Here is a 19,049-nt window from a genome sequence, read left to right as displayed (position 1 = left end):
GGGGTCCAGCCGGGGTCAGAGCCGTATCGAGTCGAGGAGTGCCGTGGGCGTCAGCCTGAAGGACGTTGCGCAGCGGGCGGGCGTATCCATCAAGACCGTGTCGAACGTCGTCAACAACTACCAGCACGTCACACCGAAGATGCGGGCCAAGGTCCAGCAGGCCATCGACGAGCTCGGCTACCGCCCGAACCTCACCGCCCGCCATCTGCGCAAGGGCCGCACCGGGATCATCGCCCTCGCCGTGCCCGAGTTCGGCAACCCGTACTTCGCCGAACTCGCCGGCGCGGTCGTCGACGCCGCCGCACGCCACGACTACACCGTGCTGGTCGACCACACCGCGGGGCTGCGGGAGAAGGAACTGCTGGTCAGCCAGGGATTCAGGTCCCATGTGATCGACGGCCTCATCCTCAGCCCCATCCACCTGGAGACCGAGGACCTGATGGCGCGCACCGAGACCGCCCCGCTGGTGCTGCTGGGGGAGCGGGAGTACGAGGCACCCTACGACCACATCGCCATCGACAACGTGGCCGCCGCCCGGACCGCCGTGCGGCACCTGGTGGAACAGGGCCACCGCCGGATCGCGTTCGTCGGCTCCCGCACCGGCCGCGAACGCCAGCCCGCCCACCTGCGGCTGCGCGGCTGGCGGGAGGAGCTCGCGGCCTCCGGCATCGAACCCGACGAGTCCCTGGTCGTCGTCACCGACGGATACGGGCGCGAGGACGGGGCCGCCGCGATGGCGGCCCTCCTCGACCGGGGCGTCCGGCCCACCGCCGTGTTCGCGTACAACGACCTGATCGCCGTCGGCGCGATGCGCACCGCCACCGAGCGGGGGCTCGGCATCCCCGGCGACATCGCCTTCGTCGGCTTCGACGACATCGAGGAGAGCAGCTACGGCGCCACCACCCTGACCACCATCGCCCCGGACAAGGAGGCCATCGCCCGGCTCGCCGTCGACAGCCTCGTCGAACGGCTGTCCGGCCAGGCCGTCGAGCCGCGCCGCCGGCGCCCCGGCTACCGCCTCGTCGTCCGCGAGTCCACCTCGGCCGAGCGCCCCGCCGGCCCCGGGAGCCGGTGATGCCGCGCCCCACCGTGCACCGGACTTTCTTCGGCCTCGTACACGGCACGGAAGTCCACCGCTTCGTCCTCGACAGCGGGACGGGGGTGCGCGCCGAGATCCTCACCCTCGGCGCCACCCTGCACCGCCTCACCGTGCCCGACACGGCCGGCGTGCCGGGCCCCGTCCTGCGGGGGCTGACCGCACTCGGCGACTACACGGGCGAGCACCCGTACGTCGGCGCGGTCGTCGGCCGGTACGCCAACCGCATCGCGCACGGCCGCTTCACCCTGGACGGCACCGACCACGAACTCCCGGTCAACGACCGCGGACACACCCTGCACGGAGGCCCCGGGGGCTTCCACGGCAAGGTGTGGGACGCCACCGCCGAACGGACCGGGGACAGCGTCTCGGTGCGGCTCACCCTGCACAGCCCCGACGGCGACATGGGCTTCCCCGGCGCGCTGGACGCCTCCGTCACCTACACCCTCGGCCCGTCCGGCACCCTGCGCCTCGGGTACGAGGCGGTCGCCGACCGGCCGACCGTCGTCAACCTCACCAACCACGCCTACTTCGACCTCGCCGGCCACGGCGACGTCCTCGGCCACCTGCTGGAGGTCGACGCCGACGCCTGGCTGCCGGTGGACGCCGACGGCATCCCGCTCGGCCCGCCGCTGCCGGTCGCAGGCACCCCGTTCGACCTCACCCGGCCGCGCCTGCTGAAGGAGCGGCTCGCCGCCGACGACGGACAACTGCGCGACGCCGGCGGCTACGACCACTGCTGGGTGCTCCGGCAACACGGCCCGCGGACGGACCTGCGCCGCGCCGCCCGGCTCACCGCCCCGGACGCCGCCCGGATCCTGGAGGTGTGGACGACGGAACCGGGCATCCAGGTCTACACGGCGAACCAACTGGACGGCACCCTCGTGGACGCGGCCGGCCGTCCCATGGAACGGCACGGCGCCGTCTGCCTGGAGACCCAGCACCTGCCCGACTCACCCAACCGGCCCGCCCACCCGAGCACCGTGCTGCGCCCCGGCGCCCCCGCGCGCAGCCGCACCGAACTCCGCTTCCCCCACCTGCGCGCGCCGGAGCCGCGGAACTGACCGGGCACCCCCTCGCGCGCCCGTGCGGCGGACGCCGTCGGGCGCCCGCCGCACGGTGACCCGCCGCACGGTGACCCGCCGCACGGTGACCCGCCGCACGGTGACCCGCGGCACGGCGGGTCACGTCAGGTACGGATCACTTCAGACACGGATCACTTCAGGTACGGACCCGCCGTCCCGACCTTGCCGGGCCCCTTGTTCGCCCCGCCCAGGTCCAGCACGTAGACCCGCAGGTTGCCCTTGCCCGGAGCGGCCACCGACAGCTTCCCGTCCGTCACCGTCCTCGTGTCGCCGGTGACGGCGTCGGTGTAGGACCCGTTCGGCACACCGGTGTACGTGGCCGCACCCGTGACCGTCACCAGCGCGAAGCTGTCCACCCCGCTCGCCGCGTCGGTGTAGCGCCGCTTGTACGCCATCGAGCCGGTGATGCCCTCCGTGGAGTACTGGCCCATCTGGAGCGCCGGCACCGCGCGGCGGATCTGGTTGAGCCGCTGCACGTGCTTCACCAGCGGCTGGGACAGCGTGTCCGCCACCGCGCCGCTCGCCGACGCCACCGTGCTGAAGTCCGGGGCGGTGACCTGTCCGGCGATCCTGTCGCCGAAGTAGGCGCGCCCCGTCGTCGCCAGCGGGCAGCTCGGCCCGCAGTCGATCTTCTTGCCGGCCTGGAACTCCACCTCCGAGCCGTAGTACAGCGTCGGGATGCCGCGGAAGGTCCACATCAGCGACATGTTCTCCGCCCACGCGTCGGTGCCGCCCGCGTAGCGTTCGCTGCTCTTGTTCGGCCCGTAGTCGTGGCTGTCCACGTACACCACGTTGTACGTGGCGTCGTTGTAGCTGTCGTCGGAGTCCTTGCCGTTGTGGTAGGCGTTGTTCGCGTCACCGAAGTTCATGTGCATCCGCATGTCGATGACGTTCATCCCGGAGAACCGGCTGTGGTCCGGGGCGTGATAGCTGTTGCCGTTCAGGAAGGCGTTGGTGGAGGTGGGCTGGGCGCCGGTGCCCTGCTGCTGCTCGTAGTCGTACATCTCCAGCGCCGCCGCGGCGTCGTCCGCGCTGTACTCCTTGCGCTCCTTCCAGGTGTAGAACTGCGCGGAGTGGTTGACCGAGCCGCGGTTCCACTTGTCGTTGACGAACGCCGCCACCTCGCCGAAGACGAAGAAGTTCTTCGCCGCCGCCGCGCCGAAGCGCGCGGTGACGCGCTCCTGGATGGCGGGCAGGAAGCGCCGGTTCCAGGTGGTGCGCGGGATGTGCACGGCGGTGTCCACCCGGAAGCCGTCCACGCCCATGTCGATGTACTTGTCGTAGGCGCCGATCAGGTAGTTCTGGACGGCGGGGCTCTCGGTGTCGAAGTCGGCCAGGTCCTCGTGCAGCCAGCAGCTCCGTGAGTCCTCGCCCTCCCAGTTGCCGATCCAGCACCGGTGGTAGTACGCGGAAGGGAACATGCCGGACGTCGGGTTCGGCCACTGGCAGTTGTAGACCGTGTAGCCCTCCGCGGACTTCCCGCCGGTGGGCTTGCCCCAGTTCAGACAGGTGTTGCCGGTCGGCTCCGCCGTGGACCAGAGGTCGCCGTTGTAGTACGACTTCCCGGACTTGGTCTCCACCGTCAGACCGTCGTACTCGAAGCCGTCGTTCTTCTCGTCGTAGTACCAGCTCCACTGGCTGTCCCGCACGCCGTAGACCGTCGGCGTGAACAGGCCCTTGGCGCCCCACCGGGAGGAGTGGTTGTAGACGACGTCCTGGTAGATCTTCATGCCCTTGGCGTGGGCGGCGTCGATGAGGTCCTGGTAGGAGGCGCCGGCCGACTCCAGCCGGGGGTCGACCCGGTAGAAGTCGTAGCCGTGGTACCCGTGGTAGTCGTAGTCGGACCGGTTGAGCACGACCGGGGTGATCCAGACGGCGGAGAACCCGAGGCCCTTGATGTAGTCGAGCTTGTCGACCAGGCCCTTGAAGTCGCCCCGGAACATGGGGTCCTGGTTGGCGGCGTTGCCCGACTTCACGTGCTGGCTGCCGCCCCGGTCGTTGGAGGTGTCGCCGTCGTTGAACCGGGCGGTCAGCACGAAGTAGATCGGGTCCCTGCGCGGGTCGGTGCCCAGCGGAGCGCCCTGGCCGGCGGCGGGCGGCTGTGCGCCGGTGGTGGCGGAGGCCGCCGCCGAGGCGCCCGAGACGTTGCCGGCCGCGTCGACCGCCCGGACGGTGTAGCGGTAGGACGTCCTGGGCTCCAGCCCGGTGTCCGAGTACACGGTGGAACCCACGTCGGCGACCCGGTCGCCCTTGGTGCCGCCGACCCTCGTCACCTGGTACTTCGTCACCCCGACGGCGTCGGTGGAGGGCTGCCAGGACACCACGACGGAGGTGCCGTCCGCCGTGGCGGTCACCCCCGTCGGCACGGTCGGCGCCGCGGTGTCCGGCACGGCGGAGGCGCACGGGTCGGCCGCCGACCCGGTCACCTTGTTGTCCCTCACCGTGCTGCGGCCGGCGGCGAGGGTGTAGTCGGAGCCGTTGTTGTTGTCCCAGACGCCGTTGCCGTTGTTGAAGGCGGCCACCAGCGAGGTGGCGGAACCGAGGTCCACGGTCCGCTTCACCCACCCGGTGCAGGCCGCCGCCATGCCTACTCCCGGCACGGTCGTCCAGGCGCCCCCGGTGGGCTTGTGGTGCATGTTGACGGTGTTCCAGCCGACGTTCGCGGTCGAGTAGAAGACCTCGGCGGTGTTGCCGGACGCGCCGGGCGTGGGGGAGGGGGAGGGGCCGGTGGGCGTGGTGGCGCACGGGTCGCTGTGGGCCACCACGCCGTCCCTGACCGTGATGTCGCCGGTGCCCAGGGCGTAGTTCTTGCCGTTGTTGTTGTCCCAGACGCCGTTGCCGTCGTTGAAGGTGGCCGCCAGCCCGGCCGCGCCGCCGAGCGGCACGGTCAGCTTCACCCAGTCCGTGCAGGCCGCGGTCATCGCGGTGCCGGGGACGGTGGTCCAGGAGCCGCCGTCGGGGGCGTAGTGCAGGCGGTAGGAGGACCAGTTCCGGGTCTTCGTCCAGTAGAAGACGGTCGCCGAGGTGTCCGCCGACGCGACGGGCACGGCCTCGGCCGGCGCGGGGCGCGGGACGGCGGTGAGGAGCCCCAGCAGCCCGGCGGCCGCGACGGCCGCCGCGAGCGGGCGCCGCAGCGACCGGTGGAGGGAGCGATTCATGCGAACTCCAGGGGAGGGCCGCGGTGAAGCGGCAGCCGACAGCGTCCGCCCCGGTGCGGGTGCGGACGTGGATCCCCGCCGGAGGACCCGGACGCGCCCCGGGGTTCGGGCGAGCTGTGCCTCCCGGCGCGGATGCGCGCCGGGAGAACGGGAGATGACGACCCGTCGAAAGTCGAGCCGGAATCTTTCTGCAATTCCTTGCGCCCTGGAAGTTACCCGGACATGACAGAGGCGTAAAGGGTTCCGGCACGGGTGCCTCAACGGATTCCGCGAGGCGCCCCGGACGGGATCAGCGCTGATCGGCTGATTACTCCACGTGTCCGACATGTTCCGGAGAGTGAAGGGGCAGTGAGTGGGGGTCCGCGCCCGGCCAGGCCCGGACGCATCCCCGCCCCCCGACCGGTCCTTGGGAGAACCCCCGGTGGAGAACACGGAAACCGTCCGCAGCTGCCCGTTCGACTTCGCTGAGCGGCTGGAGTTCGACCCCCAGCTCCGGGAGGTGCTGACCGAGGAGCCGGTGTCCCGCATCCGCATGGCGTACGGCGCGGAGGACGCCTGGCTCGTCACCCGCTACGAGGACGTCCGCACCGTCACCACCGACCGCCGGTTCAGCCGCGCCGCGGTGCTCGGCCGCGACTTCCCCCGGATGACCCCCGAGCCCATCGTGCAGGCCGAGTCCATCAACCTGATGGACCCTCCGGCCGGCACCCGGCTGCGCGGCCTCGTCGCCAAGAGCTTCACCGCACGCCGGATCGCGCACATGCGGCAGCGCACGCAGATCATCGTCGACCAGCTGCTGACGGACATGGAGAAGGACGGCTCCCCCGCCGACTTCACCGCCGCCGTCGCCGCGCCCCTGCCGCTCATCACCATCTGCGAGGTCCTCGACATCCCCGAGGCCGACCGGCCCTGGCTCCGCGCCCACGCCCTGACCATGATGAACACCGGGGCCGCGGGCAAGGAGGCGGCGGTCCGCGCCAAGGCCGAACTGCGGTCCTACTTCGGCGAGATCACCGCCGAACGCCGCCGCGACCCCGGCGAGGACATGCTCTCCACCCTCGCCACCGCCCGCGACGGCGCCGAACTCCTCGACGACGACGAGCTGGCCGTCATGGCCATGGTCCTGCTCATCACCGGCCAGGACACCACCACCTACCAGCTCGGCAACATCGCCTACACGCTGCTCACCCGGCCCGACGTGCTCGGCCCCCTGCGCGCCGCACCCGACCGGCTCCCCAGGACCCTGGAGGAGCTGCTGCGGCACATCCCCTTCCGCAAGGGCGTCGGCATCCCCCGCATCGCCCTGGAGGACGTGGAGCTCGGCGGAGTCACCGTCAAGGCGGGCGACGTCGTCCACGTGTCGTACCTGACGGCCAACCGCGACGGCCGCAAGTTCGACCGCCCCGACGAGATCGACCCCGACCGGCCGTCCATCCCGCACATGACCTTCGGCTGGGGCGCCCACCACTGCCTCGGCGCCCCGCTGGCCACGATGGAGCTGGAAGTGGCGTTCTCCACGCTGCTCGACCGCTTCCCGCGCCTGCGCCTGGCCGTGCCACCGGACGAGATCCGCTGGAACACGACCTCCATCTGGCGTTACCCGCTCGCCCTGCCCGTCACGTGGTGACGAGAGCCTCCGCCTCAGAGAACGAGGAGTACCCATGGCGACCCTGTGCCGACCGGCCATCGCTGTGCCCGAGAACGTCATCACGATGCAGCAGACCCTGGAACTGGCCCGCGAGACCCACGCCGGACACCCCCAGCTCGACCTGGTGCTGCGCCTCATCGAGAACACCGGCGTGCGGACCCGCCACCTCGTGCAGCCCATCGAGGAGACCCTGCGCCACCCCGGATTCGAACTCCGCAACCAGGTCTACGAGGCCGAGGCCAAGGCCCGCGTCCCCGAGGTGGTGCGCCGCGCACTCGCCCACGGCGAGGTGGAGGCCGCCGACATCGACCTGATCGTCTACGTGTCCTGCACCGGCTTCATGATGCCGTCGCTGACCGCCTGGCTGATCAACACCATGGGCTTCCGCCCGCAGACCCGCCAACTGCCCATCGCCCAGCTCGGCTGCGCGGCGGGCGGCGCCGCCGTCAACCGGGCGCACGACTTCTGCCGTGCCTACCCCGGCGCCAACGTCCTCATCGTCTCCTGCGAGTTCTGCTCGCTCTGCTACCAGCCCGCGGACATCGGCGTCGGCTCGCTGCTCTCCAACGGACTGTTCGGCGACGCCGTCTCCGCCGCGGTGGTGCGCGGCGAGGGCGGCACCGGCATGCGGCTGGAGCGCAACGGCTCCCACCTGGTGCCGGACACCGAGGACTGGATCTCCTACGCCGTCCGCGACACCGGATTCCACTTCCAGCTCGACCGCCGGGTGCCCGGCACCATGGAGATGCTCGCCCCGGTGCTGCTGGACCTGGTCGACGAGCACGGCTGGACCGTGCCGGCGATGGACTTCTTCATCGTGCACGCCGGCGGCCCGCGCATCCTCGACGACCTCTGCCACTACCTGGACCTGCCGCCGGAGATGTTCCGCTACAGCCGGGCCACGCTGACCGAGCGCGGCAACATCGCCAGCTCGGTGGTCTTCGACGCACTCGCCCGGCTCTTCGACGACGGCGGCGCACCGGAGTCCTCCCAGGGCCTCATCGCCGGTTTCGGCCCCGGCATCACCGCCGAGAGCGCGCTCGGCCGATGGGTCACCGCCACGCCCGCCGTGCCCGCCACCGCCCACGCGGGCCTGACGCTCGCCCCCGACGCGGCGCTCACCGCCTGACGGACGGTGGCACACGGCGGCCCGGCCGCCCCGCACGTGCGGGGCGCCCGGGCCGCGGCGCGGGACCGCTCACTCGAAGCGCGCGGGGTCGCCGGCTCCCTTGCGTACGATCTCCGGCTCGCCGCCGGAGAAGTCGACCACGGTGGTCGGCGATGTGCCGCAGTCGCCGGAGTCCACCACCGCGTCCACCAGGTGATCCAGGCGTTCCTTGATCTCCCAGCCCTGCGTCAGCGGCTCCTCCTCGTCCGGCAGCAGCAGGGTGCTGGACAGCAGCGGCTCGCCCAGCTCCGCGAGCAGCGCCTGGGTGACCGTGTGGTCGGGGATGCGGACGCCGACCGTCTTCTTCTTCGGGTGCAGCAACTGGCGCGGCACCTCCTTCGTCGCCGGCAGGATGAAGGTGTAACTGCCCGGCGTCGCGGCCTTGATGGCCCGGAACACGTCGTTGTCGATCTGCACGAACTGGCCGAGCTGCGCGAAGTTCTCGCAGACCAGCGTGAAGTGGTGGCGGTCGTCCAGATGCCGGATCGACCGGATACGGGCGATGCCCTCACGGCTGCCCAGCTTGCATCCGAGCGCGTAGCAGGAGTCGGTCGGATACGCGATCAGCGCGTCGGACCGGATCAGACCGGCCACGGTGCTGATGGTGCGCGGCTGCGGATTGTCGGGGTGCACGTCGAAATACTTCGCCATCCGCCGAGTGTAGGGCCCCCGCCGCAGCCCTCCGGCCGGCCCGCGTCCGATCCGGGGGCGCACCGGGCCCCCGGGAGCGCCCCCGCGCGCTCCCGGGGCCCGCCGCGCGAGCCGTCCGGCCGCCCCCGCCCCGGCACCCGGTCCGGACAGGCGGCCCGGGCGGCGAGCGGGCCCCGGCTGCGGCACAGTGAACCCATGGACGACCTCAACGCGCTCGCCGAACAGCACCTAGCCACCGCCCGCGCCGCCCCGCGCGGCCGCAGCGCCCACCTGCTGCTGACCCAGGCCCCGCTGCGGCAGACGGTCATCGCCGTGACCGCCGGCACCGAGCTCGACGAGCACAACGCACCGCTGGCCGCCTCGCTGCTGGTCCTGCGCGGCGCTGTCCGGGTCACCTCCGCCTCCGGCAACGTCGACATCGGCGAGGGCTTCCTGCACCCGGTCCCGCGCGAGCGCCACGGCATGGTGGCGCTGGAGGACGCGGTGGTGCTGCTCACCACCATCAACACCTGAGCCCCGCCCCTGCCCCGGCCCCCGGAAAGCCCCCGCCGGGCGGTGCGTACCATCGGCCTCCGTGACGGACGACCGAACGGACCCGGCGTGGGGGACCTTCCTCGAACTGGGCGCACCGGCCGACGGCCCGCTGCACATCCGGCTGGCCCGCGCCCTGCGGACCGCGGTCACCGGCGGACGCATCGCGACCGGCAGCACCCTGCCGCCGAGCCGGAGGCTCGCCGCCGAGCTGGGCTGCTCCCGGTGGGTGGTGACCGAGGCCTACGCCCAACTGGCCGCCGAGGGATACCTGGAGGCGCGCAGCGGCTCCGCCACCCGGGTGCGCGCACAGGCGGCGCCGGCCGGGACGCCCCCGCCTCCCGCCCCCGCCGACCGGCCGGACCCGGAGTTCGACCTGCTGCCCGGCGTTCCCGATCTGCGGGCGTTCCCCCGCAAGGCGTGGGCCGACGCCGTGCGGGACGCGACCCGGTCGCTGGCCAGGACCGAACTGGGCTACCCCGACGCGCAGGGCCTTCCGCTCCTGCGTCAGCGGCTCGCCGCGTACCTGGTGCGCGGACGCGGGGCCGCGCTGGACGCCGGGCAGCTCGTCGTCCGCGGCGGCACCCTGGACGCCGTGCTCCAGATGTGCCGCCTGCTGCGCGCCGCCGGGCACCGCCGCGTGGCGGTGGAGGACCCCGGCTGGACCCGGTTGCGCACGGTCGTCGCCGCGGAGGGGCTGGTCCCGGTCCCCGTCCCGGTGGACGGGGACGGACTGCGCGTGGACCTGCTGTTCCACGAGCCGCAGGTGCGGGCGGTGATCGTGGCACCGGCCCACCAGTTCCCCACCGGCGTCGTCCTCGCCCCGGCACGGCGCGCCGCACTGGTCGCCTGGGCGCGGGAGCGCGACGGGCTCGTGCTGGAGGACGACTACGACGCCGAGTTCCGCTACGACCGGCACCCCGTCGGCGTCCTCCAGGGCATGGCCCCGGAGCACGTCGCCCTGATGGGATCGGTCAGCAAGACCCTCTCCCCGGCGCTGCGGATCGGCTGGGTGGCCGCCCCGGCCCGCTGGGCGGACGCGCTCGCAGCCGCGGGGGCCCCGCCGCCCGTCATCGACCAGCGGGCGCTCGCCGGCTTCCTCGCCTCCGGGGCGTACGACCGGCACCTGCGGGCCGCACGGATCCGCTACAAGCACCGCCGCGACCGGCTGCTGGACGAGCTGGCGTCCACGCTGCCGGGCCTGCCGGTGTCCGGTGCGGCGGCCGGATTCCACCTGCTGCTGTCCCTCGGCGACGGCCCCGCCGCCTGCAGCCCCGCCGCCGCCGTGCGGGAAGCGGCGAGGCTCGGTGTGCGGGTGGCGGACCTCGACGACTACCGCGTGCGGCGAGAGACGGACACCGGGCCCCCGGCGCTCGTCCTCGGTTACGGCAACCTCGCCGACCCGGCCGTGCCCGGCGCCGTCCGGCGGCTCGCCGCGGCGATCGACGCGGCCCCGCGCCGGGAAACCTGACGGCGCCGGGCACGGGCCCGGCCGAAGACCGGACTCACAGGTGCGACGGGGCGCCCGCCCGGTCGAGGAGCGCCCGCAGCTCCGCTGGGAGGTCGGCGTCCACCGCGCCCAGCACCTCGTCCAGTTGGTCCACCGAGCTCACGCCCACGATCGGGATCGCCGGCGGATCCCCGCCCATCAGCCAGGCGAGCACGACCTGGTTGGGGGTGAGGCCCAGTTCCGCTGCCACCTCGCGCAGCGCGGCCAGCCGGGGCGCGGTGCCCGGGTGGTCGTAGGCCGCGGGCAGACGCTTCTCCGGCCGGGTGTACGCCCCCGACAGCAAGGAGGAGTACGCCATCAGCGTCAGGTCCTGGTCCTCGCGCAGGTAGTCGAGCAGTTCGGGCGACGCGTGCACGTGGCCGCCTTCCGGCAGCTCCACGTCGGCACGCGGCTGCAGGTAGGAGTAGCGCTGCTGGACGCAGGAGTAACCGGTCCGGCCGTGTTCCCGGGCGACGGCACGCGCCCGTTCGATCCGCCAGGTCGCGTGGTTCGAGGCGCCGAGCACGGCGGCCTTCCCGTCGCGGACCAACGCGTCGAGGGCCTCCACCGTCTCCTCCAGCGGGACCGACCGGTCCTCCAGGTGCGTCCAGTACAGATCGACCCGGTCCGTACCCAGGCGCCGCAGGCTCCCCTCGGCGGCCGCCCGCACGGCGGGGGCCGACAGGCCCTCGGCGGTCTCCAGACCTGTGCCGGGGACGGTCGGCCGGCCGCCCGCCTTGGTGGAGATCAGCACCTCGTCGCGCAGCCCGCGGCTCGCCAGCCACCGGCCGACGGTGGTCTCGCTCTCGTCCCCGGTGGTGCCCGGGATCCAGAAAACGTAGTTGTCGGCGGTGTCGATCAGCGTGCCGCCGGCCTCCACGAACCTGTCCAGGATCGCGAACGAGGTCTTCTCGTCGACGGTGCTGCCGAACGGCATCGCCCCCAGGCACAGCGCGCTCGCGACCGGGCCGGACGGCCCGCCGATACGGCGTTCTCTCATGCGACTCTCCTTGCTCGTGGACGAGTGGTGCCCGGGCCGCTCCGGCCGGGGCACTGATCACCGTAGGCGCGGACCGGTCCGGTGGACCGGTCCGATCCGCCGCCGGAAAACCGGACCGGTTCCGACGTGGCGGACCGCCGCCCGAGTGGGCTCGACGGGCGGCGCACGGGGACCGGTGTACGCGGGCGAAACGGAGGCATGAGAGAAAGGGCCGAGGCGGTCGCTCCCGGCACTCGCCGCCCGCCCTCGACTCCCCGGAGCCCGCGTGTCCAGCCAGCCCGCATCCCGCACCGCCCCCGACGGCGGTCTCCCGTTCCGCCGGCGGTCCGTCCGCTGGTCGGCGGCGCTGCGCCGGACACCCCTGTCGCTGTGGAACGACGACATCTCGGACTGGGCGGCGGCGCTGACGTACTACGCGATCCTCGCCCTGCTCCCCGCCCTGCTCGTCACGGTCTCCGTCATCGGCCTGGCCAACCCGGACGCGACCGCGGCGCTGATCTCCGACATCACCGCGTTCGCGCCCGCCGAGTCCGGGGCCGCGCTGCGCCAGCCACTGCTGGCCGCCACCGAGGAGCGCACCGCGGTCTGGCTGCTGGTGGTGACCGGCAGCGTCAGCGCGGTCTGGTCGGCCTCCAGCTACCTGGCCGTCTTCCGCCGGGCGCTGCATGCCATGCACCACGTCAGCGACACCCGCCCGGCACTGCGCCAGGCGCCCATCATCGCCGCCTCCGCTTTCGGTCTGCTGCTCCTGCTGATGACGAGCGCCTTCGTCCTCGTGCTCACCGGCCCGCTGGCACGGTGGGCGGCCCGCCGCATCGGCCTCGCGGAGGCGGCGCAGGACGTCTGGTCGGTCCTCAAATGGCCCGCGCTGCTGGTCCTGGTCGCCTGCCTGATCACCGTCCTGTTCCGCACCGGCCCGAAGGCCCCGCGCGGGATACGGCACGGTCTGCTGCCCGGAGGAGTGCTCGCCGCGGTGCTCTGGCTGGTCGCCTCGGCCCTGTTCGCGCTGTACGCCACCCACATCGGCACCTACAGCCGGCTCTACGGCTCCCTGGCGGGGCTCGTGGTGTTCCTGATCTGGACCTGGTTCACCAACCTCTCGCTGCTGGCCGGCGCCCAGTTCAACGTCGAGCTCGCCCGGACACCGGCCGCGGCGGCCGTCGGGAAGCCCTCGGCGGAGGAGGCCCTCGCCGAGGCGCCGGTGGCGGAGGGGCCCTCCGGAGGTGCGGACGTGCCGGCCGACCGGAGTGCTCCGGCGGAGCCGTCCGGGTGCCGCGCCGACCGGGAGCGCTGACGGGAGTCGTCGGCCGGCAGCTCGGCGCGGCGGCGGCGCGCCGGGCTGCCCGAACCCCTTGTGGGAGCGCTCCCATCTCTTGGAGGATGACCGCCATGGGACTGCCTCCGTACGTTCGCGCCTACCGCCCCGACGACCGCGCCGCCCTCGCGGACATCTGCGTCCGCACCGCGGACAACGGCGGCGACGCCCGGCACCTCTACCCGGACCCGGACCTGATGGCCGCCCTCTTCGCAGCCCCCTACGCCCACCTGGAACCGGAGTTGACCTTCGTCCTCGACGACGGCTCCGGGCACGCGGTCGGTTACGTCCTCGGGACTTCGGACACCGTGGCCTTCGCCGCCGCCTTCCGGGAGAAGTGGCTGCCGCTCGTCGCCGGCCGCTTCCCGCCCCCGGCCGGCCCCGCCCTCACTCCGGCGCAGGAGATGGCGGCGCTGCTGCACCGGCCCGAGCACATGGTGCACCCGCTGCTCTTCGACCACCCGGCCCATCTGCACATCGACCTGCTGCCGGACCATCAGCGGCGCGGGCACGGGCGCGAGCTGATGCGGGTCTTCCTCGACGCGCTGCGGGCGCGCGGGGTGGACGCCGTGCACCTGTCGATGCTCACCGCCAACACCCCCGCCCGTGCCTTCTACGACCGGCTGGGCTTTTACGAGATCACCGTCCCCGACCCCGGCCCCCTCACCCGCCTCGGCCGCGACACGGACACCACCGGCCTGTGAGCCCTCAGCGAGGGGAGCGGTAGGCCGCCACCACCGGCATCAACTGCCGCAGTGCGCGGGCGCTGTCGTTGGCGGCGTCGCCCATCCGCATGCCCTTCCAGGTCCCCTCGGCGCCGGAGAACCGGCTGACCCGGCGGCAGTCCCCGCACGCGGACCGGTAGGCCATGATCGTGTAGTGGGACCGGTCCTCGGTGACCCACCCGGTGTTGTACGGGTGCTCCGGGTTGACCTCCATCGCGCCGTCCGGGGTGGAGGCGAGCGTGGTGCGGTCGTGCGCCAGGCCGAGGTTGTGACCGATCTCGTGGCTGGCGGAGTCCTGCGCGATGCCCTGGACGTCGACCACCGAGTAGGCGTACGCGTCGGTGTCCGGCCCGAGCCGGGGCGAGTAGTCGCCCGTGCCGCCGCCCCGGCCGGACACGTCCACCATCAGGGTCACCAGGTCCGCTCCGTACCGCTCGCGCCGCTCCCGGGCCTCCCGGCCGAGCGCGGGGTCGGTGCCCGCGCGCAGGTTGGCGTACGCCTCGGAGAACTCCTCGGACCCCTGGTAGCGGGTGGCGGTGTACGGGTGGACGATCCGGATCCGCCCGCAGACCCCGCTGGCCTTCAGCGACCGGTTCATCCGGGTGGCGATCTGCTGGGCGGACGCGAACACCCGCCCCGTCCCGCCGGCCGCCGCCGCGGCCTTCGGGGTGTAGACGGCCATGACGTCGACGACGGGACAGTTTGCCGATGCCGATGCCGATGCCGATGCCGATGCCGTCGCGGGGGCGGGGCTCCCGGCGCGCGCCGGGGCACTCGGCCGCTCCGGTGCCGCGGCGGCGCCGAGCGACCCGACGACGGCCGCGGCGAGTACCGCCTTGAACAGGGTCGAGGGCATGGGGAAGTCACTCCGTCCGGGAGGGCACCGGGGCGCCGGTGGGTCGTGGGGAGTGTGTCTTGATCGGCGGCGGACGAAACGGCGCGACGGACGTCCGCCTGGAGGAAGAGGCCGTCATTCACCGGTCCTTCACGCCGGGCGGGCCGGCGCCGGCAGGGTGCCGTTACGCCAACAGGCGCAGAAAAAGAGGATGTTGAGGAGGATCGGAGAGGGGCGCGGGTGGTCGCGCGACAGCCGGGGTGGGCCTTGTGGAGAAAACCGGGAGAGGGCCGGACATCACCGGCTTCCCGCTGCTGTGCGGGTGCGCGGGGGTGAGGCCGGTGCGTCCGTGCGGAGGCGAGGGTGGGCAGGACCGTGACGCCACCGGACCCTGACGCTGCCGGACCGTGGGGCCGGTGGGCACGTGCGGGCCGGCCGGTGGGGGTCGTGCAACGGCCGGGAGCGGCCGGGGCCGTGGCGTCGTGGCCGATTCGGTTTCCCAGGGATGTCCGGACGGCGGGTTGGGCAGGTACACCCGTGCGAATGGTGGGCGATGCCCGGCAGCGGGCCGAGAGGCGAGTGTCGACGTGACGGAACAGAGCGGATGGCGGTTCACCGACGACCGGGGCCGCCTGGTGACGGCCGGCCGGCAGCCGTCCCGGGTGCTGGCGTACATACAGGCGGGCGCCACCCTGTGGGACTACGGCGTACGCCCGTGGGGGATCTTCGGGTCCGGCCACGACGGCCCCGAGCCGGACCGCGCCAAGACCGGCACGCTCCCCCTGGACGAGGTGGAGTACCTGGGTCCCGGAGTCGGGCTGGACACCGGGGCGCTGCTGGCCGGTCGTCCCGACCTCGTGGTGGCGGTGAGTTACGGCGCCGGCCAGGTGTACGGGCTGGACCCCGAGACCGCGAAGCACCTGGAGGAGCAGGTGCCGGTGGCCGTCATCGACGTGGGTCAGGGCCGGACGCTCGCCGAGGTCTCCGAGCGGTTCGCCGAGCTGGCCCACGCGCTCGGAGCGGGTGAACTCCCCGCCGCGGAACAGGAACTGGTCGCCGCGCGGGAGCGACTGCGCGAGATCGCGCGGAGCCTCCCCGAGGCCGCCGCCCGGGTGGTGGCGCTGTCCCCGGCCGACGTCGACCAGGCGTACGTCGCGCGCCCCCGGATGTGGCCCGAGCTGCGGGTCCTCACCGAACTGGGCGTGGACACCGTCGAGCCGCCGGAGGGCGCGGGCGTGAACTGGGCCACCCTGCCGTGGGCGGAGGCCGCCGCGCTGGGGCCCCGCCTGCTGCTCACCGACATCCGGGCGCACGCCGCTCCGCTCACCGCGTTGGCCGCCCAGCCGGCCTGGACCGCGCTGATCGACGGAGGGACACGGGTGGTCCCGTGGAACCCGGAGCCCCTGTGCGGTCCACGCGCCCACGCGGGCTTCCTGAGGCTGGTCGCGGACGCGCTGGAGGCGGTACGCGAGCCCTGAGCGGACCGGGCCGAGCTGCGGGACCAGGCAGGGCTGCGGTACCGGGCGGGCTACGGGACCTGGCCGGCGTGCGGGGAAGCGGCCCTGCGGGAGGCTGCCCGGCGACGCGGGGCACCGCGGACGCGTCGCGCGGGGGTGTCGTCGTGCGCGCGGGGCCGGGGGCGTGGGGCGCCGCAGGGGTGCGGAAGGCGGGCGTCGGCACCCCCGGACGGACGTCTGCGATCGCGGCGCGCCGCCGTCATGGGGACCCTGGTCGGAGCCGTCGACCCGCACCACCCGCCCAGGAGGCCCCGTGCCGCAGGACAAGAACCCCGACTACCGTCCCGTCGTCTTCCGCGACCGGTCCGCCGGATACGCGTTCCTGACCAGATCCACCGCGGCCAGCGACCGCACCATCGACTGGGACGACGGCAACACCTATCCGGTGGTGGACGTCGAGATCTCCGCCGAGAGCCACCCCTTCTACACCGGCAAGGCGCGGGTAGTGGACTCCGAGGGCCAGGTCGCCAAGTTCGAGCGCCGCTACGGGGGAGAGGCGACGGACGAGATCACCTGATCCCCGCCCGCCGGCCCGGCCCTCGCGGTACCTGCGCGTCCCGCGGGGGCCGTGCCGTGCGCGGAACCGTCCGGTTCCGCCCGTCCGTGCGCGGAGCCGGACGGCCGTCGTGGGACGACTACGCCCGCGCGCCGGACGCGACGGCCGCCCTGCCGTGCGGGAGCCGGACGGCCGTCGTGGGACGACTACGCCCGCGCGCGGCGGTGGGCCGCTTCCCTGATGTCCTCGGGGAGCGCGTCGGCGACCAGCAGGCGCGGCAGCAGCTCCGGCTCCAGGGTCACGGCCCGGAAGACGAGCGCCACCGTGACGTCGTGCCGCGGCCGGTGCTCGATCCGCACCGGGTCGCCGGCGCGGACCTGGCCGGCCGTCACCACCCGCAGGTACGCGCCGGGCCGCGAGTCCCGGGTGAACCGCTTGATCCATCCGTCCCGCTCCAGCCAGCCCTGGAACGTGCCGCAGGGGATCCGCGGGCACGACACCTCCAGGACCACGTCCGCGCCGATCCGCCAACGCTCCCCGATCCGTGCCCCGTTGACGTCCAGGCCGCGGGTGGTCAGGTTCTCGCCGAAGGTTCCGTGGGCCAGTGGCATGCCCCACTCGCCCGCCCGCGCGTCGAGATCCTCGCGGGCGTAGGCGTAGACCGCCTGGTCGGGGCCGCCGTGGTTGCGCACGTCGCCGATCAGGTCACCCGCCAGGCCGGCCGCGCCGGGGGTGTCGGGGTCGGGTGCCGACACGGCGACCGGGCCGTCGACGGGCCGCTTGTCGATGCCGGTGGTGCGCGCCTCCTTCCACGGATTGGGCCGCGGGCGCGCGATGTTGACGGAGACGATGTCCATACCGCGACGCTACGAGCCGCCGCCCGGCCGGGGCGACCGAATTTCGCCCGGCCGGCCCGACCCTCGGAGTCGTGCCCCTCCCGGCCCCGATGCCCGTCGTGTCACCCGTACGGCCCAATGGGGCGCACCCTCCGCCGGGGCCGTGCCGTTCGCCGGTTCGGACGCCCGCCGGGCGGCCGTGACGAGGGAGGAGACGGCGGATGGTGGGGCGCGCGGGCGGGCGAGCGGCCGGGACCGGACCGGTGGCGGTCACCGGCATGGGGGTGGTGAGCCCGGCCGGGGCGGACGAGTACGGCCTGTGGAAGGCGCTGTTGGAGGGCCGTTCGACGGCCCGTACCCTCGGCGCACTGGCGGGGCTGCCGGTCGACTTCGGGTGCCCCGTCGACGGTTTCGACCTGGACGAAGCGGTGGGCGGCCGGTCGGTCTACCGGATGGCCCGGTTCGTGAAGCTGGCGGTGCTCGCCGCGCGGCAGGCCGTCGCGGACGCCGGTCTCGACCCGAACGGCTGGGACGGCGCCCGGGTCGGCGTGGTGCTCGGCGTCGGGGTGGGCGGGGTGTCGGCCCTGGTCGACAACGCCCGGCGGTTCGACGCCGGGGGTCCGGAGGCGGTGTCGCCCCTGCTGGTGTCGATGATGATCCCCAACGCGGCGGCCGGGGAGGTCGCCATCGCCCTCGGGGCCGGCGGCCCGAGTCTCGCCCCCGCCACGGCCTGCGCCTCCGGCGCCACCGCCCTGGCGGTCGGGCGCGACCTGCTGACGAGCGACCAGTGCGATGTCGTGGTGGCCGGCGGCGCGGAGGCGGTGCTCACCCCGCTCGTCGTCACGGCCTTCACCCGGATGGGGGCGCTGTCCACGCGGACCGCCGAACCGGCCCTCGCCTCCAGGCCGTTCGCCCCCGACCGGGACGGGTTCGTCATCGGCGAGGGCGCGGCCCTGCTGGTGCTGGAGCGACCCGGCGACGCGCGGGCCCGGGGGGCGCGCGTCCGCGCCCTGCTGGCGGGCGCGGGCTCCGCGACCGACGCGCACCACCCCACCGCCCCCGACCCGGAGGGCCGCGGCGCGCGGCGGGCGGTGGAGGCCGCGCTGCGGCAGGCGGACTGGGTCCCGGCGGACGTCGGCCACATCAACGCGCACGGCACCTCGACCCCCCTCAACGACGCGATGGAGTCCGGCCTCATCGCCCGGCTGTTCCCGCACCGGCCGCCGGTCACCGCGCCCAAGGGGGTCGTCGGCCACACGCTGGCGGCGGCCGGCGCGATCGAGGCGGTGGCCACCGTGCTCGCGCTGGAGCACTCCCTGGTGCCACCGGTCGCCAACCTCGAAGCACCAGCGGAAGGACTGCCGCTGGACTGCGTGACGGGCGGTCCGCGCCTTCTGCGGGCGGCCACCGGGCTCAGCCATTCCTTCGGATTCGGCGGCCACAACGTCGCCCTCGCCTTCCAACGGGCCTGACCAGTCGGAACGTATCCCTCCGGGAGT

16 protein-coding genes are annotated in these 19,049 nt (G+C 73.7%); 11 read left to right on the top strand and 5 right to left on the bottom strand.

The features are described 5' to 3' along the window. The first annotated feature begins 43 nt into the window (after positions 1-43). The gene (locus Q0994_RS26825; RefSeq protein ID WP_299539275.1) at positions 44-1,075 is read left to right on the top strand and encodes a LacI family DNA-binding transcriptional regulator; all 1,032 of its coding nucleotides are present in this window, start codon (positions 44-46) and stop codon (positions 1,073-1,075) included. Continuing rightward, on the top strand, positions 1,075-2,160 hold the full coding sequence (locus tag Q0994_RS26820; RefSeq protein ID WP_299539273.1) for an aldose epimerase family protein: 1,086 nt from the start codon (positions 1,075-1,077) through the stop codon (positions 2,158-2,160). Before Q0994_RS26825 ends, Q0994_RS26820 begins: the two co-directional genes overlap by 1 nt. A 152-nt stretch (positions 2,161-2,312) precedes the next feature. Here the strand turns inward: Q0994_RS26820 and Q0994_RS26815 are convergent, their stop codons facing one another. After that, complete coding sequence (locus Q0994_RS26815) at positions 2,313-5,339, bottom strand: carbohydrate binding domain-containing protein (RefSeq protein ID WP_299539271.1); 3,027 nt, start codon at positions 5,337-5,339, stop codon at positions 2,313-2,315. Between the two features lie 421 nt (positions 5,340-5,760). Between Q0994_RS26815 and Q0994_RS26810 the strand changes: the two genes are divergently transcribed. After that, positions 5,761-6,966, top strand: a complete 1,206-nt coding sequence (locus tag Q0994_RS26810; RefSeq protein ID WP_299539268.1) for a cytochrome P450 — start codon at positions 5,761-5,763, stop codon at positions 6,964-6,966. A gap of 34 nt (positions 6,967-7,000) precedes the next feature. Then, positions 7,001-8,116: a type III polyketide synthase gene (locus Q0994_RS26805; protein ID WP_299539265.1), complete on the top strand. Its 1,116-nt coding sequence runs from the start codon at positions 7,001-7,003 to the stop codon at positions 8,114-8,116. Positions 8,117-8,185: 69 nt separating this feature from the next. On the opposite strand, the gene Q0994_RS26800 is transcribed toward Q0994_RS26805, so the two are convergent. After that, complete coding sequence (locus Q0994_RS26800; protein WP_299539262.1) at positions 8,186-8,806, bottom strand: L-threonylcarbamoyladenylate synthase; 621 nt, start codon at positions 8,804-8,806, stop codon at positions 8,186-8,188. 195 nt (positions 8,807-9,001) lie between these two features. On the opposite strand from Q0994_RS26800, the gene Q0994_RS26795 reads away from it, so the two are divergent. Continuing rightward, a complete protein-coding gene (locus tag Q0994_RS26795) occupies positions 9,002-9,319 on the top strand; it encodes a cupin (protein ID WP_299539259.1) in 318 nt (105 codons plus the stop codon). A gap of 61 nt (positions 9,320-9,380) precedes the next feature. Further along, a complete protein-coding gene (locus Q0994_RS26790; protein ID WP_299539256.1) occupies positions 9,381-10,808 on the top strand; it encodes a PLP-dependent aminotransferase family protein in 1,428 nt (475 codons plus the stop codon). A 34-nt stretch (positions 10,809-10,842) separates the two neighbouring features. Here the strand turns inward: Q0994_RS26790 and Q0994_RS26785 are convergent, their stop codons facing one another. Then, positions 10,843-11,826 (bottom strand): aldo/keto reductase, encoded by a 984-nt coding sequence (locus tag Q0994_RS26785; protein ID WP_299539253.1) that lies wholly within the window; start codon positions 11,824-11,826, stop codon positions 10,843-10,845. A gap of 346 nt (positions 11,827-12,172) precedes the next feature. Here Q0994_RS26785 and Q0994_RS26780 point away from each other — a divergent pair, with 346 nt between their 5' ends. Both Q0994_RS26780 and Q0994_RS26775 read left to right on the top strand, forming a co-directional pair. Beyond that, the gene (locus Q0994_RS26780) at positions 12,173-13,120 is read left to right on the top strand and encodes a YihY/virulence factor BrkB family protein (RefSeq protein WP_299539386.1); all 948 of its coding nucleotides are present in this window, start codon (positions 12,173-12,175) and stop codon (positions 13,118-13,120) included. Positions 13,121-13,215: 95 nt separating this feature from the next. Next, on the top strand, positions 13,216-13,845 hold the full coding sequence (locus Q0994_RS26775) for a GNAT family N-acetyltransferase (RefSeq protein ID WP_299539251.1): 630 nt from the start codon (positions 13,216-13,218) through the stop codon (positions 13,843-13,845). 4 nt (positions 13,846-13,849) lie between these two features. Here the strand turns inward: Q0994_RS26775 and Q0994_RS26770 are convergent, their stop codons facing one another. Further along, entirely contained in the window at positions 13,850-14,722 is an 873-nt protein-coding gene (locus Q0994_RS26770) for a M12 family metallo-peptidase (RefSeq protein ID WP_299539249.1), read from the bottom strand. A gap of 566 nt (positions 14,723-15,288) precedes the next feature. Here Q0994_RS26770 and Q0994_RS26765 point away from each other — a divergent pair. Next, positions 15,289-16,179, top strand: a complete 891-nt coding sequence (locus tag Q0994_RS26765) for an ABC transporter substrate-binding protein (RefSeq protein WP_299539246.1) — start codon at positions 15,289-15,291, stop codon at positions 16,177-16,179. A 292-nt stretch (positions 16,180-16,471) separates the two neighbouring features. After that, the gene (locus Q0994_RS26760; protein WP_299539244.1) at positions 16,472-16,735 is read left to right on the top strand and encodes a type B 50S ribosomal protein L31; all 264 of its coding nucleotides are present in this window, start codon (positions 16,472-16,474) and stop codon (positions 16,733-16,735) included. 185 nt (positions 16,736-16,920) lie between these two features. Here the strand turns inward: Q0994_RS26760 and Q0994_RS26755 are convergent, their stop codons facing one another. Next, positions 16,921-17,571 (bottom strand): MOSC domain-containing protein, encoded by a 651-nt coding sequence (locus Q0994_RS26755; RefSeq protein ID WP_299539242.1) that lies wholly within the window; start codon positions 17,569-17,571, stop codon positions 16,921-16,923. Between the two features lie 200 nt (positions 17,572-17,771). Between Q0994_RS26755 and Q0994_RS26750 the strand changes: the two genes are divergently transcribed. Then, positions 17,772-19,022, top strand: coding sequence for a beta-ketoacyl synthase (locus tag Q0994_RS26750; protein ID WP_299539239.1), 1,251 nt, complete (start codon positions 17,772-17,774; stop codon positions 19,020-19,022). Positions 19,023-19,049 lie beyond the last annotated feature (27 nt).

Source organism: uncultured Streptomyces sp., from assembly GCF_947488945.1.
Classification (GTDB): domain Bacteria; phylum Actinomycetota; class Actinomycetes; order Streptomycetales; family Streptomycetaceae; genus Streptomyces.
This window is presented reverse-complemented; position numbering and strand designations above follow the sequence as displayed.

Coding starts and splice junctions, on each gene's coding strand:
- Q0994_RS26795 (WP_299539259.1), top strand. CDS start 9,002: ATGGACGACCTCAACGCGCTCGCCGAACAGCACCTAGCCACCGCCCGC.
- Q0994_RS26785 (WP_299539253.1), bottom strand. CDS start 11,826: ATGAGAGAACGCCGTATCGGCGGGCCGTCCGGCCCGGTCGCGAGCGCG.
- Q0994_RS26770 (WP_299539249.1), bottom strand. CDS start 14,722: ATGCCCTCGACCCTGTTCAAGGCGGTACTCGCCGCGGCCGTCGTCGGG.
- Q0994_RS26755 (WP_299539242.1), bottom strand. CDS start 17,571: ATGGACATCGTCTCCGTCAACATCGCGCGCCCGCGGCCCAATCCGTGG.
- Q0994_RS26815 (WP_299539271.1), bottom strand. CDS start 5,339: ATGAATCGCTCCCTCCACCGGTCGCTGCGGCGCCCGCTCGCGGCGGCC.
- Q0994_RS26820 (WP_299539273.1), top strand. CDS start 1,075: ATGCCGCGCCCCACCGTGCACCGGACTTTCTTCGGCCTCGTACACGGC.
- Q0994_RS26805 (WP_299539265.1), top strand. CDS start 7,001: ATGGCGACCCTGTGCCGACCGGCCATCGCTGTGCCCGAGAACGTCATC.
- Q0994_RS26800 (WP_299539262.1), bottom strand. CDS start 8,806: ATGGCGAAGTATTTCGACGTGCACCCCGACAATCCGCAGCCGCGCACC.
- Q0994_RS26775 (WP_299539251.1), top strand. CDS start 13,216: ATGGGACTGCCTCCGTACGTTCGCGCCTACCGCCCCGACGACCGCGCC.
- Q0994_RS26750 (WP_299539239.1), top strand. CDS start 17,772: ATGGTGGGGCGCGCGGGCGGGCGAGCGGCCGGGACCGGACCGGTGGCG.